The 16,688-nt window shown below is 70.2% G+C and carries 12 protein-coding genes; 6 read left to right on the forward strand and 6 right to left on the reverse strand.

Annotated elements, in window-relative coordinates; genetic code table 11:
- Positions 1–13 precede the first annotated feature (13 nt).
- The 4 genes from ACFQV6_RS05905 to ACFQV6_RS05920 all read left to right on the forward strand — a co-directional run bounded on the left by ACFQV6_RS05905 (position 14) and on the right by ACFQV6_RS05920 (position 6,185).
- Positions 14–1,030, forward strand: coding sequence for a LacI family DNA-binding transcriptional regulator (locus ACFQV6_RS05905; RefSeq protein ID WP_378026300.1), 1,017 nt, complete (start codon positions 14–16; stop codon positions 1,028–1,030).
- Positions 1,031–1,126: 96 nt separating this feature from the next.
- Complete coding sequence (locus ACFQV6_RS05910; protein WP_378026301.1) at positions 1,127–2,227, forward strand: arabinogalactan endo-beta-1,4-galactanase; 1,101 nt, start codon at positions 1,127–1,129, stop codon at positions 2,225–2,227.
- Positions 2,227–3,318 (forward strand): arabinogalactan endo-beta-1,4-galactanase, encoded by a 1,092-nt coding sequence (locus tag ACFQV6_RS05915; protein WP_378026302.1) that lies wholly within the window; start codon positions 2,227–2,229, stop codon positions 3,316–3,318. The genes ACFQV6_RS05910 and ACFQV6_RS05915 overlap by 1 nt, the downstream gene beginning before the upstream one ends.
- A gap of 161 nt (positions 3,319–3,479) precedes the next feature.
- Positions 3,480–6,185 carry an NACHT domain-containing protein gene (locus tag ACFQV6_RS05920; RefSeq protein ID WP_378026303.1) on the forward strand — a complete coding sequence of 902 codons (2,706 nt, stop codon included), beginning with the start codon at positions 3,480–3,482 and terminating at the stop codon, positions 6,183–6,185.
- A gap of 263 nt (positions 6,186–6,448) precedes the next feature.
- Here ACFQV6_RS05920 and ACFQV6_RS05925 read toward each other — a convergent pair whose 3' ends face one another.
- The 4 genes from ACFQV6_RS05925 to ACFQV6_RS05940 form a co-directional block, all read right to left on the reverse strand.
- A complete protein-coding gene (locus ACFQV6_RS05925) occupies positions 6,449–8,803 on the reverse strand; it encodes an MMPL family transporter (RefSeq protein ID WP_378026304.1) in 2,355 nt (784 codons plus the stop codon).
- Positions 8,804–8,820: 17 nt separating this feature from the next.
- On the reverse strand, positions 8,821–9,375 hold the full coding sequence (locus tag ACFQV6_RS05930; RefSeq protein WP_378026305.1) for a TetR/AcrR family transcriptional regulator: 555 nt from the start codon (positions 9,373–9,375) through the stop codon (positions 8,821–8,823).
- Positions 9,376–9,457: 82 nt separating this feature from the next.
- Positions 9,458–10,192, reverse strand: a complete 735-nt coding sequence (locus ACFQV6_RS05935; protein WP_378026306.1) for a hypothetical protein — start codon at positions 10,190–10,192, stop codon at positions 9,458–9,460.
- 43 nt (positions 10,193–10,235) lie between these two features.
- Positions 10,236–11,636 (reverse strand): AAA domain-containing protein, encoded by a 1,401-nt coding sequence (locus ACFQV6_RS05940; protein ID WP_378026307.1) that lies wholly within the window; start codon positions 11,634–11,636, stop codon positions 10,236–10,238.
- Positions 11,637–11,707: 71 nt separating this feature from the next.
- On the opposite strand from ACFQV6_RS05940, the gene ACFQV6_RS05945 reads away from it, so the two are divergent.
- Positions 11,708–13,348, forward strand: a complete 1,641-nt coding sequence (locus tag ACFQV6_RS05945; protein ID WP_378026308.1) for an amidohydrolase — start codon at positions 11,708–11,710, stop codon at positions 13,346–13,348.
- On the opposite strand, the gene ACFQV6_RS05950 is transcribed toward ACFQV6_RS05945, so the two are convergent.
- Positions 13,345–14,007: a hypothetical protein gene (locus ACFQV6_RS05950; protein WP_378026309.1), complete on the reverse strand. Its 663-nt coding sequence runs from the start codon at positions 14,005–14,007 to the stop codon at positions 13,345–13,347. The two genes, ACFQV6_RS05945 and ACFQV6_RS05950, sit on opposite strands and share 4 nt — an antisense overlap.
- 289 nt (positions 14,008–14,296) lie before the next feature.
- Between ACFQV6_RS05950 and ACFQV6_RS05955 the strand changes: the two genes are divergently transcribed.
- Positions 14,297–15,028 carry a laminin G domain-containing protein gene (locus ACFQV6_RS05955; RefSeq protein WP_378026310.1) on the forward strand — a complete coding sequence of 244 codons (732 nt, stop codon included), beginning with the start codon at positions 14,297–14,299 and terminating at the stop codon, positions 15,026–15,028.
- 138 nt (positions 15,029–15,166) lie between these two features.
- Here ACFQV6_RS05955 and araA read toward each other — a convergent pair whose 3' ends face one another.
- A complete protein-coding gene (gene araA / locus ACFQV6_RS05960) occupies positions 15,167–16,651 on the reverse strand; it encodes an L-arabinose isomerase (RefSeq protein WP_378026311.1) in 1,485 nt (494 codons plus the stop codon).
- Between the last annotated feature and the right edge of the window lie 37 nt (positions 16,652–16,688).

Raw genomic sequence — 16,688 nt, forward strand, 5'->3', positions numbered from 1 at the left:
TATGATCCCGAACGTGTCGCGCAAACGCCCCACCATCCGCGATGTCGCTCGCGAGGCCGGGGTCTCCTACGCGACGGTGTCGCGGGTGCTCAACGGGCGTGACTGGGTCAGCCCGGAGGCCGTTCGCGCGGTCCGGGACGCCATCTCCCGCACCGGGTACACCACCAACCACCACGCCAGGTCGCTGGCGACCGGCCGGTCCGGGTCGATCGCGTTCCTGCTGACCGAGCCGCAGCACCTGCTCTTCGAGGACCCGAACTTCTCGGTGCTGCTGCGCGGCGTGGCACAGGCGCTCTCCGACCGGGAGCTCACGCTGATCCTGATGATCGCGTCGACGCCGGAGGAGCGCAGCCGCACCATCGCGTACCTCGCCGGCGGTCACGTCGACGGGGTGCTGCTGGTGTCGCCGCACTCCGGTGACCCGCTGCTCGAGCAACTCGTCCAGGCCGAGGTGCCGATCGTGGCCTGCGGTCAGGTGCTCGGCTTCGAGGACTCGATCAGCTCGGTCTCGGCCGACGACTGGGGCGGCGCCCGGACCGCTGTCGAGCACCTGCTGGCGGCCGGCTGCCGGCGGATCGCCACGATCACCGGACCGCAGGACACCTTCGGCGGCGTGTTCCGGCTCCGCGGATACACCGACGCGCTCCAGGCGGCCGGGATCGCCGTCGACCCGGCGTACGTGGTGCACGGCGACTGGAGCCGGGAGAGCGGCGCGGCCGGGATGCGCACGCTGCTCAGCCGGGTGCCGGAGGTGGACGCGGTCTTCGCCGCCTCCGACGGGATGGCCGCCGCGACACTGCCGGTCCTGCGCGAGGCCGGCCGGGACGTCCCCGGTGACGTCCGGGTGGTCGGTTTCGACGACTCGGGGCTGGCCGCCACCACCGAACCGCCGCTCACCACCGTGCGGCACCCGCTGATGCGCATCAGCGAGGAGATGGTCCGCCTCCTCAACGATGTCATCGCCGGGCGTACCCCCCTGTCCATCACCGTGCCCACCAGCCTGGTGATCCGCTCTTCCTCCCCAGCCTGAGCTTTTCTCGGGCCCCCCGGGTCCGGCCTCGATCTCCCCCTTTGATCGAGGCCGGCTCCCAGCTCATTTCGTCCCTTTCGTCCACAAAGGAGCGTCATGAAAGTGCCAGCCGTCCTCCTCGCCGTGGTCCTCGCGGTGACCCTCTCCCCCAACCCCGCCGCAGCCTTTGAGAAACCCCAGCTGAGCATGCGCGGCGCCGACGTCTCGACACTCCCGCGAGCACTCGAGCTCGGCGCGAAGTTCTACGACTTCCGCGGGAAGCGGGACAACCCGTACGACATCCTGAAGAAAGCCGGCGCGAACTACATGCGCCTGCGGATCTGGAACGACCCGACCAGCGGCTACAGCGACAAGGCCCACGTCCTGAAGCAGGCGAGGGCGATCAAGAAGGCCGGTCACAAGCTGCTGATCGACTTCCACTACTCGGACACCTGGGCCGACCCCGGCAAGCAGTTCACCCCCGCCGCCTGGGAGGGCCACTCCCTGGAGCAGCTGACGAAGGACGTCTACGACTACACGTACGACGTGTGCACCAGCCTGAAGCGGCAGGGCACCACGCCGGACAGCGTGCAGATCGGCAACGAGATCAACGTCGGCATGCTCTGGCCCACCGGGTACGTCAACAACAGCGACTTCGGCCCGCTCGCGCGGCTTCTCAACGCCGGGCACGACGCGACCAAGGCGTGCAACCGCAAGACGCAGGTCATGGTGCACACCGCGCTGGCCGGCAACCCGGATGCCGCGCGCTGGTTCTACGACGGGATCACCGCCGCCGGCGCCCGGTGGGACATCACGGCGCTGTCCTACTACTGCATGTGGCACGGAAGTCTCGAAAACCTGAGAACCGTTCTGGCCGAGGTCCGCGATAGGTACAGCAAGCCCGTGGTGGTGGCGGAGACGGCGTATCCGTACACGACGGAGAATTTCGACCACCTGGAGAACATCATGGTGTCGCCGGCACCGTGCGACGGCATTCCGGCCAGCCCGCAGGGGCAGGCCCAGCAGTTCAGCGCGGTGCAGGACGCGGCCCGCGACGCCGGTGCGCTCGGCGTCTTCTACTGGGAACCCACCTGGACGGCGATCGACGGCAACGGCTGGGACACCGAGGACATCGAGAACTCGGGCAACGCCTGGGAGAACATGGCCACCTTCGACGACCGCGGCCGGGTCAACCCCTACATCCGCTGGGAGCGATGATGCGACGTACATTCCGGGCACTTCTCATCGCCACGCTCCTGGTGGCCTTCACTCCGGCACCCGCGCAGGCCGCACCGCTGACCATGCTCGGCGCCGACGTGTCGTCGCTGCAGCGCAGCCTCGACCTGGGCGCCAAGTACTACAAGAACGGCACCGCCACCGACCCGTACGACATTCTCAAGGGCGCCGGCGCCAACTACATGCGGCTGCGGGTCTGGAACAACCCGGCCAGCGGCTACAACAACAAGGCGAAGGTCCTCCAGCAGGCCAAGGCGATCAAGGCCAAGGGCCTCAAGCTCATGGTCGACTTCCACTACTCGGACACCTGGGCCGACCCCGGCAAGCAGTACACCCCCGCCGCCTGGTCGTCACACTCCCTCAGCCAGCTCCAGACCGACGTCTACAACTACACCTACGACGTCTGCACCGCCCTGAAGGCGCAGGGCACCACCCCCGACAGCGTGCAGATCGGCAACGAGATCAACGTCGGCATGCTCTGGCCCCGCGGCCAGGTGGTGAACAACAACTTCGCCCCGCTCGCCGGCCTGCTCAAGCAGGGCTACAACGCCACCAAGGCGTGCAACAGCTCCACCCAGGTCCTGATCCACACCGCCAACTCGGACAGCCTGGCCCACGCCCGCTGGTTCTACGACGGCATCACGGCCCAGGGCGTCAAATGGGACATCACCGCCCTGTCCTACTACTGCATGTGGCACGGCACCCTGGCCAACCTCCACAACGTCATCACCGACATGCGCACCCGCTACGGCAAACCGGTCGTCCTCGCGGAGACCGCCTACCAGTTCACCAGCGCCGACGCCGACAGCGAGCGCAACTCCATCCCCGGCACAGTCCTCTGCGACAACATCCCGTCGACGTGGGCCGGCCAGGCGCAACAGTTCACCTGGGTGCAGAACACCGCCCGCAACGCCGGCGCCATCGGCGTCTTCTACTGGGAGCCCACCTGGTATGCGATCAAGGGCAACGGCTGGGACCCCGCCAACATCAACGGTACGGGCGACGGCTGGGACAACATGGCCACCTTCGACTGGACCGGCAACGTCAACCCCGGCCTGAGATGGACGGCGTGAGGTTGACGGCCTGATCCTTCGGTCGTGCTGAGGGGCCGGTCCGGCGTGAACGCCGGACCGGCTTCTTCTTCGACACGGAGGTGGGTGCCCGTCGCCACGGTGGCGATCCGGCTCGTAGGGTCGACGTGTCTCGTAGCCGGTCGCGGAGGGGCGGGTGGGTCGTGGAGCCGCCGATCACATACCGAGGGGCACTGCAACTGCTGGGTAAGCACGATCCGATGTGGCTCTCCACGCTCGACGGCCTCCTGGGTGGTGCGATCCTGTCGAGTGGGGCCATCAAACCGATAGCCGGCATGTTCGGCCTGGTGGACCAGAAGAACGAAGCGATGACACTCCTGCGGAAAGGATACGGTGCGGCGAAGGACAGGCTCTTGAAGACGGGAGGCTACGAGCGCCAGTACCTGGTGACCGCCGCGCACACCGTCATCGTCCTGACATCCCTGTTCGACGCGCTGCGCGACAGCATCGGAAAGGAGAAATACGGCGCCCTCGAGTTCACCGACAACGAGAAGCTCCGCCGGTTGTCCCCCACCACGAACAAGAACGAGGACGCCCGCCGCATCGACATGCTGTACCGAACTGAAGTGCCCGCACCTTCGGTGGATTACGGCTTCGAGGAGAATCTGCCCCGCCTGCGGAAGTATTATCGCGAACTGATCAGGTCCACGCTCGAGTTCGCCGAGAAGCTCGCCGCGGGAAATTCTGTTCCGGCGGCTGCCAACCTCGAGTACATCGACGACCTGGCCGACCTCTCCATCGGAAAGTACATCGGGAGCTACCTGCAGTTGGCGGTCGACGTGCCCGAGTTCCGCTTCTTCGCGGAACTGAAGGAGTTCGGATCGACCAGAAAGACGATTCGAGGTGTCGGCGCGAAACTCGACTCGCTCCACGAGCGGATCACCGAGCACCACGCCCACACCGTCGAAGCACATTCGCGTGCGCTCACGGCATTCGAGGTTCGCTTGCGCGAGATCTCCCCTGATGTCGTTCCGGCTGCTACCGGGGCTCTTGAGGTTCTCCGCAGGACGAACGCCGGCGCACTCCAGGACCCGATCCTTCCGCACGAGCAGCTCCACGACATTCCCGACATAACCTCACCTGCCATCAAAGACATCTACGTGGAGCCCCACTTCCGTGTCTCGGTCTACTCCCGAAGCAGCAGGCCGACCGAGGAGAGCTGGTGGCGGCGCCTGCACCGCAGGCAGGACCTCAACCTCTTCCTCGCCTCGTACTTCGCGTCGCCGTCGAGCACCGGCCGCCCTCTCCTGATCCTCGGACACCCCGGCGCCGGCAAATCCCTGCTCACCAGAATTCTGACTGCTCGCCTGCCCGCGGAGGCCTTTGTCGCCGTCCGAGTGCCGCTGAGAGAGGTGAGTGCCGACGCCCTCCTCCACGAACAGATCGACGAGGCGCTGAACCAGGCCACGTACAGCAGGGTCAACTGGCGCGAGATGAACGATGCGACGGAAGACCGGATGCGGGTGTTCATCTTCGACGGCCTGGACGAACTGTTACAGGCCGGCCAGTTGACGCACTCCGACTTCCTTCAGGACATCGCCGACTTCCAGCGACGCGAGGCGCAGCACGGTCAGCCGGCGGCGGTTCTCGTCACCAGCCGCACCGTTGTCGCGGACAGAGTCGCCATTCCCCTGGGCACCTCGGTATTGCACCTCGAGCCCTTCGATGACGACCAGGTCGCCGAGTGGCTCCGGAACTGGAGACAGGCGAACGCGCGCCTCGACGGCGGAAATCGCCTGTTGCGGCCGAGCTCGGCGTTGCGACAGCGGGAGCTCGCCCGCCAGCCGTTACTGCTCATGATGCTCGCCGTGTACCAGTCGGATCCCACCACGGAGGGTTTGCGGCCGGGGATGTCGAGTGGCGAGCTCTATCAGGCGGTGGTGAGGAACTTCCTGCGCAGAGAGGCGCGCAAGCACGCCGACTCGCCCAGCGACCTGGAAGCACGCCGAGCGGATCAGTCCTGGCGCATGTCGGTCACGGCCTTCGCCATGTTCAACCGCGGCCGGCAGAGCATCATGGACGACGAGATCGGCTCCGACCTTCTCGCCCTGGACGGCCTTCCGGCCGGAACACCCGAGCAGCGACTCCGCCTGGGCCAGCAAGCTGTCGGGAGCTTCTTCTTCATCCACACCGCGCAGGCGGGTTCTCCGGGTGGAGATCATGTCCGGCGCTCCTACGAGTTCCTGCACGCCACCTTCGGGGAATTTCTGGTGGCCGAGCGGACGAGCGAGCTGCTGTTCCGGTTGGCCGATTCACACCGGACCGCGAACGGCAGCACCGGGCATGACATCGACGACCATTTGCTGTTCGCCCTGCTCTCCCACCGCCCGCTGGCCATACGGTCCTCCATAGCGAACTTCGTCAACGACCTCGTGCCGGCCGGTGATCCACGGCGGGAGCCGGTCGGCGCGGCGATCACCGCGATCCTGCACGGCCTGAGGACGAGACGCGGAGACGGGACGCACGACGCCTACGCGCCGACCCCCGACGACCACCTTTCCCGGCTGGCGACGTACTCGGCGAACCTTGTTGTCCTTCGCGTCCACCTCACCGACAACGGCGTGCCGATCACGGACCTGGCACCCAGCGATGAGGCATGGCAGTCCCTGGTCCGCCTGTGGTGGAGTGGGCTGGACGGCGACGGATGGGCAGCTCAGGTGCAGGCGCTCGACACCGACGGGAGAACAAGAGTCGTCTTCCCCCGAGGCCCGCGGAGCTTCGACGTGACACGGCCGGTGATCGGATACGCCCAGCTGACCGGGGACGTCTCCCTCGAAGACGCGATCACCACGGGATATACCGAGCTGCGTCTTCGCAATCGGAGGCCGGACATGGGTTCCGATCGTTAGAGCCGACCCTGACGCCGCTATGCACGCGTGAGCGCCGCATCGGCTGCCGGCGATGCAGTCCAACGGCGGGCGGCGGGGCGGTCGGAGATCGAGCTGCAGTGGCGCCGCATGGCGCGCTGCGGCCGCGCGTGGGCAGGTGGTCGCGTTGTGGCCCGGGGACGGGACAGCTGGGTTTCAGGAACGGGATCGACCGTACCAAAAAGTCAGGAAACGGCTCGCGCCGCCTCACTCGCAGTGAGTGAGACGGCGCCCGGACAGATCAATCAGCGTGAGCGGGTCGGTGTGGGAGACGGTTCGGACGGAGCAGAGCCGTTGGCCGACGGAGTGCCGGCCGAATTGCCGCCGGTCCGGGAGTCAGCCGACTGGGAGTCGGCGGGCTGGGAGTCGGCGGGCTGGGAGTCGGCGGGCTGGGAGTCGGCGGGCTGGGAGTCAGCGGACACGGTGTCGGCGGAGTGAGCGCCTGCGGCGTGGGCGGCGGGCGCGCGTTCCAGTGCGGCGCCCTCCACGTCCAGCTCCGGCAGCCAGCGCAGCCAGCGCGGGAGCCACCACGCGGAGCGGCCGAGGAGGGCCAGGGCGGCCGGGACGGCGATCATGCGGACGATGAAGGCGTCGAAGGCGATGCCCACGGCCAGGGCGAAGGCGATGGGCTTGATGGTGTCGTTGCCTTCGGGGACGAAGGCGGCGAAGACCGCGAACATGATGGTGGCGGCGGCCACGACGACGGGGGCCGCCTGGCGGAAGCCGGTGACGATGGCGTCGCGGGGTGAGGCGCCGTGGGCGTGGGCCTCGTGCATGCGGCTGACCAGGAAGACCTGGTAGTCCATGGCGAGGCCGAAGAGGATGCCGACGATGATGATCGGCGCGAGGCTGAGGATCGGGCCGGTGGAGCCGGCGTTGACCGCGGAGGCGGCCCAGCCCCACTGGAAGACGGCGACCGTGGCGCCGAAGGCGGCGCCGATGGTGAGCAGGAAGCCGAGGACGCCGACGACCGGGACGAGCAGCGAGCGGAAGACCAGCACCAGCAGGACGAAGGCGAGGCCGACGACCAGGGCGAGGTAGACCGGGAGGGCGTCGTTGAGCTTCTGCGACACGTCGATGCTGATCGCGGTGTTGCCGGTGACGTAGACGGTGGCGCCGTCAGCGTCGGGGATCGTGTCGCGGATCGAGTTGACCAGGTCGACGGTCTTCTGGTCCTCGGGACCGGACGCCGGGATGATCGTGATCAGCGCGGCGGACTGGTCCTGGCTGGGCTGCGCGGGGGTGGCCAGGGCGACGTCCGGCAGGGCGGCGACCTTCTTCTGCACCTCGCCGGAGTAGGCGACCGCGTTGGGCCCGTCGACGAGGATCAGCAGCGGGCTGCTGACGCCGGGGCCGAACCGGGTGTTGATGATCTCCTGGGCGGCGGCCTGGGTGCTGCCCTCGGCGGCCCGCTGGTTGAGGGTGGTCTTCATCGAGAAGAACGGGATGGCGATGACCGCGAGCGCGGCGACGGCCAGGATCAGGCTGAGTACGCGCTGGTGGGTGACCATGTGCGCCCAGCCGCGGATGAAGCCGCGCCCGGCCGGGATCTCGTCCTGTTCGACCGGCGGCACGTCGCGCAGCTTGCGGGGCAGGGCCTTCAGGCCGATGAAGCCGAGGACGGCCGGGACCAGCGTGATGGCGACGAGGACCGCGATGACGATGGTGGCCGCGGCGGCGATACCCATCTCGCTGAGGAACGGGATGCCGACGACGGAGAGGCCGGCGAGCGCGATCACCACGGTGAGACCGGCGGTGACGACGGCCGAGCCCGCGGTGCCGACCGCCTTCGCGGCGGCGTCGTGGACGGAGAGGCCGCGCCGCAGCTCGTGCCGGTGCCGGGTGACGATGAACAGGGCGTAGTCGACGCCGACCGCGAGGCCCAGCATCACCGCCAGGATCGGGGTGGTGGACTGGAGGTCCATGAAGCCGGTGAGGGTGACGATGCCCGCCGCGCCGATGGCGACGCCGACGATCGCGGTCAGCAGGTTCATGCCGGCGGCGACGAGCGAGCCGTAGGTCAGGGCCAGCACGATGAGGGCGACGACCACACCGAGGATCTCGGAGGCGCCGCCGATGTCGGCCGGGTTGCTGAGCGCCTCGCCGCGGGCTTCGACGGTGAGCCCGCCGGACCGCCCGGCGTCGACGGCGCTGAGGATCGCGGCCCGCTGGTCGTCGGTGACCTCGGACGGCTGCACACCGTAGGTGACGGTACTGAATGCGGCACCCTGGTCCTGGGAGACCGACGGCCGCTGCGGGTCGAGCGGGTTGCTCGCGCTGACGACGCCGGGAAGCCCTCCGAGGCTGCCGACGACCTTGGCGACCTTGGCGGCGTTCGCCGGGTCGGTGACCTTCTCGCCGCCCGGGGCCTGGAAGACCACCTGGACGGTCGCGCCGGCCGACGCCGCGCCGAACTTGTCCTTCATCAGGTCGAGCGCGGTGGTCGACTCCTGGCCGGGAATGCTGAACGTGTTCGCCGTGGTCCCGGAGAGCGTGGCGGCGCCGACACCGACGGCCACGAGGGCCACGAGCCAGGCGATCGTGACGACTATCCGGTGCCGTACCGACGCCAGCCCGAGGCGATGCAGCAACGTTGCCATGGTGGGGGATCCCTTTGTTAGTGGTGGTGCCCGAGGGCGTCGTAGCCGACCTCGACGAGGGTGGCCATCGCTTCGGGGGTCAGGTGGTCGCGCAGCGTCACGCTGGCCACCGCGAGGGCGCCGAGCGCGCCGGTGACCCGCAGGGTCCGAGCCTGGTCGCAGAGGAACTCGATGCCGAAGGCCGCGCCGACCGCGTCCCCGACGACCTGCAGCGCGGAGCCCATCTCCCCGTCCGGTTCGCTGACCAGGGAGGAGAGCAGCAGCGCGACGGCGCCGGGCTGGGCCAGCGCGAGCCGCGCGAACGCCGTGACCACCGCGCGGTCGCGCTCCGCGCCGGTCGGCAGGTCGGCGACACCTGTCGTGGTCTCGCGGATCTGACCCACGCAGCGCTCGATGACGGCCTCCTGCAGGGCTTCCTTCGTCGGGAAGCGGTGCAGCAGGCCGGTCTTGGAGTAGCCCACCGAGTCGGCGATGCGCTGGACCGACGTCTCCTTGAAGCCGTGCCGCGCGAAGAGGTGCGCGGCGGCATCGAGGATCTCGTCGTCGATCTGCTGCTTGGTGGGGCGCGGCATAGGACCACCGTAGACCGTTATGGACCAACCTGGTCCGCCGGGGACCGTGTCAGTCCCCACACTTCGGGATGCGACACCGCGATTACCCAGTGATGGGGTGATGAACCATGAAAAGGTCACCGAGGTACGGGTCCGGCCCGTCCACCGACTTGCCGAAGGCCAGCGGCTCGTCCTCGCACTCGACGAGGTAGACCGGGAGCCAGAGCGGCCGGGTGCCGGTCTGCTCCGCCGCCACCGGCACCACCGGCCCGGTGAAGTCGGCGAGGTCGTCACGGCCGAGCAGCTTCTCCACGGTCCCGGCGGGCAGCGAGGCGGACCCCGGCACCGGCCGGAAGAGCGTGCCGTCGGGCAGGGTCAGCTCCGGTACGCGCAGCCAGCTCGACGCCGCCACGCACGAGTACGGCACCGGCTCCCCCGCGAACCCGTCGAACCGCAGCAGCATCCGCCGCCCCTTGGCCAGCTGATAGCGCCGCCCGTCCGCGAGCGACTGCCGGCCCAGCTCGGTCAGCGACAGCTTCCCGTCGTCACGCCCGAGGTGCCCGATACCGGCCAGGAAGCGCAGCGCCCGGGACACGATCGCCGGTTCGACGCCGAAGAAGCCGGCCAGCTCGGCGGGGTCCACCATGCCACCCTCGTCGATCGCTCGGGCCAGGTAGCGGTCGAAGACGTCGTACGGCTGGGACTCCCGGACGGTCGCGACGACCTCGGCCGCCCACATCGGCAGCAGCAGCGGCAGGATGCGGACCGGCCGGACCTCGGGCAGCGCCTCGACCCGCCGGGTCACCTCGCGCAGCGGGAGATGGGCCCACTCGCTCACCGGACGCCCGCCCGATTCGCCCCGGGAACGCGGGCCCGCTCGCTCACGACAGGTCCGCCCGGTTCGCCTCGGGCGCGCGGGCCGCGAGCAGGTCCAGCACGCTCCCCCGGCTCGGCGAGCCGACCAGCACCGCGCGGCGGGCCCGGACCAGCGGGACGAGCGCGACCGGCACCGTGACCCGGCCCGCGTCCTCGACGACGACCAGGTCGAACTCGAGGTCACCGTGGCCGGGCCGGCCCGCGCCGAGGCAGGTGGTGGCGACGACGTCCGCATATCGCAGGAGCTCGGGGTGCAGCTGGCGGCTCGGCCGGGCGGCACGCTGCCGCCACTCGCGGATCAGGCCGGCCCGGGCGCGCAGCACCGGCTCGGCCTCCCGGCAGTGCCCGGCCAGCCTCTCCAGACCGGCGGCGTCGGCGGTCCACTCGGGAACCGCCATCACGCCGGTCAGCATCCGGGCCAGCTGGTGGGCGGACCGCTCGGCGGACTCCAGGACGCGCCGCGCCGCCACGTCAGCCAGGGCCGCCCGCTCGGTCGCCGACCGCACCTCGGTATCGCGGTCGATCGCCGACTCCAGCCGCTCCCGCTCGTCGGCCAGCGCCCGGTGACGCTCCGCCAGCTCGGCTCGCGCGGCGTCGGCCCGCGCGAGCCGGGCCCGCAGGCGCGGTGCCCGCCACCGGAGCAGCCGCGAGCTCTCGGCCCGCAGAAGGGCCTCGCCCAGCCGGTGCTCGGGCTCCTCCGGGACAGCGGCGGCCTCGACGGCCAGCCGGGCCTCGCGCACCGGCCCACCCAGCCGCTCCCGGGCCGCGGCGATCACCACGTCCCGCTCGGCGGCGGACAGATCGGCCCGCTTGCGCGCCTCACGGGCCTCCTCCAGGGAGGTGCCGAGGCGGCGCAGCCAGCCTTTCGCCGGCGACGGATCACCGAGCCACGCGTCCAGGCGGTGGGCCGCTGCCTGCGAGCGGGCGAGGACCCGTTTCTGCACCCCGGCGGCGACGGCGTCCAGGGTGCCCGGCCCGCCGCCGGCCTGGTCGGTGCGGACCACCATCGGCCCGTCCGGCAGGCGCGAGACGATCGTGTCGAGCGCCGCGGTGGTCGAGGCCGCGATCAGCACCCGCTCGCCGCGCTCCGCGGCGGCACGCACGATCTCCAGGACGGTCAGCGCGCGGTTGACGCCGGGTGGCGCCACAAGACAGAACACATCGGGTACGCCTAGAGCGTGCCGAACCACGTCAGCACCCGGTTCGGGTGGTCCTGCCTGGGCCCACCGCCCACCGGCCAGCAGGTGGAGGAGTCCCGGGTTCGCGGTGGCGCCGGCCCGCAGCCTGATGATCGCATCACGCTGGACCCGCTCGTCGAGGCCGGGCGCGCCGGCGGCGACGGCATCCTCCAGGGCAGCACAGAATCGGTCCTCGTCGCGTCCTAGATCGACAGAGGTCGACACCATGCGACAAACATAGTCGCTGCCATCACGAACGGGCACCGGCGGGCCGGGGTAATCGGCTGGATCATGTCCTCATGACCTCACAGCACGCCGATCTCGTCCTCACCGGTGGCCCGGTGTTCACAGCGGACTCCGCCCGGGGGCACGCCACCACTGTCGCCGTCCGTGACGGGCGGATCCTCGCGGTCGGCACCGACGAGGTACGCGACCTGGCCGGCCCGGGGACCGAGACCGTCGACCTGCGGGGCCGCCTGCTGCTGCCCGGGTTCCAGGACGCGCACGTGCACGCGGTGATGGGCGGGGTCGAACTCGGTCAGTGCGACCTGACCGGCACGGCCGACCCGGGCGAATATCTGCGGCGGGTCCGGGCGTACGCGGACGCGAACCCGTCGGCCGAGTGGATCGCGGGTGGCGGCTGGGCGATGGAGAGCTTTCCGGGCGGCGTACCGGGCCGGGAGCTGCTGGACCGGGTGGTCCCCGACCGGCCGGTCTACCTGATCAACCGGGATCACCACGGCGCCTGGGTGAACAGCCGGGCCCTGGAGCTGGCCGGGATCACCGCGGCGACCGCCGACCCGGCGGACGGCCGGATCGACCGGGCGCCGGACGGGTCCCCGGCCGGCGGCCTCCAGGAGGGAGCCATGCAGCTGGTGGCGGCCCTGCTGCCGGAGGTGACACCGGCCGAGCGGCTGGCCGGGCTGCTCCGGGCGCAGGACCTGCTGCACTCGCTCGGCGTCACGGCCTGGCAGGACGCGATGCTGTGCGGGAGGAACGGATATCCGGATGTGTCGGACGCGTACCTGAGCGCGGCGACCGGCGGAATGCTGACGGCGAGCGTGGCCGGCGCGCTCTGGTGGGACCGGGACCTCGGCGCCGAGCAGATCCCCTCGCTGGTGGAGTACCGCGAGCGGTTCACCGCCGGGCGGCTGCGCAGCGGCAGCGTGAAGCTGATGCTCGACGGGGTGGCGGAGAACTTCACCGCGGCGATGACCGCTCCCTATCGGGACGGGTGCGGGTGCGCCACCACGAACCGGGGGCTGTCGTTCCTCGACCCCGCGGCGCTGCCGGGATATGTCACCGAGCTGGACGCGCTGGGTTTCCAGGTGCACTTCCACGCCCTCGGCGACCGGGCGGTGCGGGACGCGCTCGACGCGGTGGCGGCGGCCCGGTCCGTCAACGGCTTTCGCGACACCCGCCCGCACCTGGCGCACCTGCAGGTGGTGCATCCGCTGGACGTGCCCCGGTTCCGGGAGCTCGGTGCGAGCGCGAACCTGCAGGCGTACTGGGCGTCGCACGAACCGCAGATGGACGACCTGACGATCCCGTTCCTGGACCCGGCGCTGGCCGCCCGCCAGTACCCGTTCGGTGACCTGCGCCGGGCGGGCGCGCACCTGGCGGCGGGCAGCGACTGGCCGGTCACCACGCCGGACCCGCTCCAGGCGATCCACGTGGCGGTGAACCGGGTGCACCACGGCGCCTCGTACGAGCCGTTCCTGGCGTCGCAGGCCCTGGACCTGAGCACGGCCCTGACCGCCTACACGGCGGGGTCGGCCTACGTGAACCGGCTGGACGACACCGGGACGCTGCGGCCGGGGAACCGGGCCGACCTGGTGGTGCTGGACCGGGACCCGTTCGCCGCTCCGCCCGCCGAGATCGGTGAGACGCGGGTGGCGCTCACCTATGTCGACGGGCGGCAGGTCTACGCGGCGTCTTAGTTGCGCTGCTCGTCCTCGTCGCCGGCCTCGTCGCCGGCGGGCTGCTCGGCGGCGGCCTGCGCGTGGCGGGCGGGCGGCGCCTCCAGCTCCTCGGCGATCGGCTCCTCCTCGAGGATCTCGCCGGTGTCGGCGGTGACCTGCGGCGCGTCCATCCAGAGGGCGCGCAGCTGGGACTGCATGAACGCGGTGAGCCGGCCACGGTACTCGCGGTCGAAGTCCTCGAGGGCCTCGATCTGCTGCTGGAGGGCTTCGCGCTTGACGCCGAGGCTGCCGACCACGTCGTCGTAACGCTGCTGCGCCTGGTGCCGCAGCTGCTCGGCACCGGCCACGGCGTCCGCGCCGATGGTCTCGGCACGCGACCGGGCGTCCGCCACGATCTTCTCGGCGTTGCGGCGGGCCTCCTCCGCCATGGCCTGCGCGTCGCGGGCCATCTGCTCGGCCGCGGCCCGCGCCTCGGCCAGCACCCGGTCGGCCTCCCGGCGCACGCTGTTCGCGTGTCCCTGTGCGTCGCGGGCGATCTGTTCGGCAGCCGCCAGCGCGTCCGTGCGGATCTTGTCCGCGTGGTGCTGGGCGCTGGCGACGTGCTCCTCGGCCGTCCGCTGAGCGAGGGCGAGAACCTGCAAGGCCTGGTTCGGGAGGCCGGGGTTTGGTGCGATCACAGCATGCTCCGAGGTCTGGCCATTGGTCCCATTGAGCAGCACTTCGACACGATCCTTCGCTGGTTGCCGGTCTTGCGTGCGCACCGGTTCGAGCGGTGCCGCCCCGGCATTTCCGACCGGAGCGCTGCGCATGATCGGCGGATGCTACCAAGGTCTGCCGGGCAGTTGCGAGAGATCCTCAGTAACCGATCGGGCACAGTGAGCAGCCGTTTCGGCCGTTGAGGACAAAACGAACATCTCGCCCATTAAGCTCGTTTTGTCTACCGCCCGACGCCTTCGAGGATGACCCATGCGAACCCGCCGCTCCCTGGTCCTGCTGACCGCCGCCATGCTGACCGGGACCGCCCTGCTGAGCGGTGGTGCGGAAGCCTCCGTGATCTCCCGCTACGAGGTCGCGTTCTGGGGCCTGAACGAGGCGCCGGGCTCGACCCGGATGATCGACACCAGCGGCAACGGCCACGACGGGAGGATCGGCAAGGAGGTCGAGCTCGGCATCCCGGCCGGCGTCGACGGTGGCTACCGCTTCGAACGCCTGGAACCGGACACCCCGCCGACCCATCCGCAACACCTGGTCGTGGTGCCGCACAGCCCCGCGCTCAACCCGGCGAGCAACGACTTCGCGGTGACCGTACGGCTGCGCACCACCAACAAGTTCGGCAACATCATCCAGAAGGGGCAGGCCACTGTCACCGGCGGCAGCTTCAAGCTGCAGATCCCCAACGGGCGGGTGGAGTGCACGTTCCGGGGGTCCAAGGGGACGATGGAGCTGTTCGCGCCGTACCAGATCAACGACGGGGCCTGGCACGTCGTCCGCTGCCTGCGCGTGCGGGACGGGGTCGCGATGATGATCGACGGGCAGCAGGTCGCGTCGCGGGCCGGCTGGACCGGGCCGATCGCCAACAACTGGCCGGTCTCGATCGGCGGCAAGATGGACTGCGACCAGAAGGACGTCGGCTGTGACTACTACGCCGGCGACCTCGACTACATCTTCCTCGAGTCGGTGCCGCAGCAGCAGTGGTGACGCCGCAGCAGTGGTGACGCCGCAGCAGTGGTGACGCCGCAGCAGTGGTGACGCCGCAGCGGCGATGACCGAGGCACCTGACCGTGTGGATCCGGGATCGCCGGGTTCCACACGGTCAGCGGCTTCTGATCGCTCCGATCAGCGGCCGAAGCCCCGGGCCAGGCGGTGGTAGGCCTGGTTCCAGCGGATCTCCTTGACGAACGACCGGGTGGTCGTCGCCTCGTCGATCACGACCAGCTCGGTCTCCACCATCTCGGCCAGGTCGGCCAGTTCCTCCGCGCCCACCGCCGAGGACAGCACGGTGTGGTGCGGGCCGCCCGCGGTGAGCCAGCACTCGGCAGACGTGGACAGGCTCGGTGCGGGCTTCCAGACCGCCCGCGCGACCGGCAGCCTGGGCAGCGGCGCGGTCGGCGGCACCACCTCGATCTCGTTGGCCACCAGGCGGAAACGCTCACCCAGGTCGGCCAGGCCGAGTACGACAGCGGGGCCGGGAGCGGCGTCGAAGACCATCCGGACCGGGTCCTCGCGGCCACCGATGCCCAGCGGGTGGATCTCCAGGCGCGGCGTGCCGGCGGCGATCGACGGGCAGACCTCGAGCATGTGGGCACCGAGGATGACCTCGTTGCCCGGCGTGAGGTCGTAGGTGTAGTCCTCCATGAACGACGTGGCACCGCCCGGGACCATCGCCTTGAGGGTGTGCACCAGCACCGAGGTCTTCCAGTCACCCTCGCCGCCGAAGCCGTAGCCCTCGGCCATCAGCCGCTGAACGGCCAGGCCGGGCAGCTGCCGCAGGCCGCCGAGGTCCTCGAAGTTGCTGGTGAACGCGCGGAAGCCGCCCTCGGTGAGGAACTGGCGCAGTCCGATCTCGATGCGCGCCGCGTACCGCAGCGAGTCGAGCCGGTCCCCCAGCAGCTCGGGAGCGAGCTCGTAGAGGTCCTGGTACTCCGCGACCACCTTGTCGATCTCGGCGTCGAGGACCTGATCCACGACGGCCACGAGATCGTTCACGCCGTACGTGTTGACCGAGACCCCGAAGCGCAACTGCGCCTCCACCTTGTCCCCCTCGGTGACCGCGACGTCGCGCATGTTGTCACCGAAGCGGGCCAGCTTGAGGCTGCGCATCGCGGCGTAGCCGCGGGCCGCCCGCACCCAGGTCGCGATCCGCGCGACCACCGCCGGGTTGCTGACGTGACCGGCCACCGTCTTGCGCGGCACACCGAGACGGCTCTCGATGAACCCGAACTCACGGTCGCCGTGCGCCGCCTGGTTCAGGTTCATGAAGTCCATGTCGATCTCGGACCAGGGCAGCTCGACGTTGTGCTGGGTGTGCAGGTGCAGCAGCGGGGCACGCAGCGCGTCCAGCCCGGCGATCCACATCTTGGCCGGGGAGAACGTGTGCATCCAGGTGATCACGCCGAGCACGCCGGGGGTCGACGAGGCCTGCCGGCAGATGTCGAGGATCTGCTCGGCCGTGGTGAGCACGGGCTTCCACACGACGTCCGCGTCGAGCTGGGCGTCCAGCGAGCGCGCGATCTCCTGCGACTGGCTCGCCACCTGGTCCAGGGTCTCCGGACCGTAGAGACCCTGGCTGCCGGTGAGGAACCAGACTTCCCCGTTGCTCATCTGTAGCCCTTCTGAGAACGGGCTGCGTCGCGGACAC

This window comes from Actinoplanes sp. GCM10030250, from assembly GCF_042666575.1.
Classification (GTDB): Bacteria; Actinomycetota; Actinomycetes; order Mycobacteriales; family Micromonosporaceae; genus Actinoplanes.

Bases quoted from the DNA above. Each gene is read 5' to 3' on its own strand.
- ACFQV6_RS05910 (WP_378026301.1), top strand. From the start codon at position 1,127: ATGAAAGTGCCAGCCGTCCTCCTCGCCGTGGTCCTCGCGGTGACCCTC.
- ACFQV6_RS05915 (WP_378026302.1), top strand. From the start codon at position 2,227: ATGCGACGTACATTCCGGGCACTTCTCATCGCCACGCTCCTGGTGGCC.
- ACFQV6_RS05925 (WP_378026304.1), bottom strand. From the start codon at position 8,803: ATGGCAACGTTGCTGCATCGCCTCGGGCTGGCGTCGGTACGGCACCGG.
- ACFQV6_RS05930 (WP_378026305.1), bottom strand. From the start codon at position 9,375: ATGCCGCGCCCCACCAAGCAGCAGATCGACGACGAGATCCTCGATGCC.
- ACFQV6_RS05940 (WP_378026307.1), bottom strand. From the start codon at position 11,636: ATGGTGTCGACCTCTGTCGATCTAGGACGCGACGAGGACCGATTCTGT.
- ACFQV6_RS05945 (WP_378026308.1), top strand. From the start codon at position 11,708: ATGACCTCACAGCACGCCGATCTCGTCCTCACCGGTGGCCCGGTGTTC.
- ACFQV6_RS05955 (WP_378026310.1), top strand. From the start codon at position 14,297: ATGCGAACCCGCCGCTCCCTGGTCCTGCTGACCGCCGCCATGCTGACC.
- araA (WP_378026311.1), bottom strand. From the start codon at position 16,651: ATGAGCAACGGGGAAGTCTGGTTCCTCACCGGCAGCCAGGGTCTCTAC.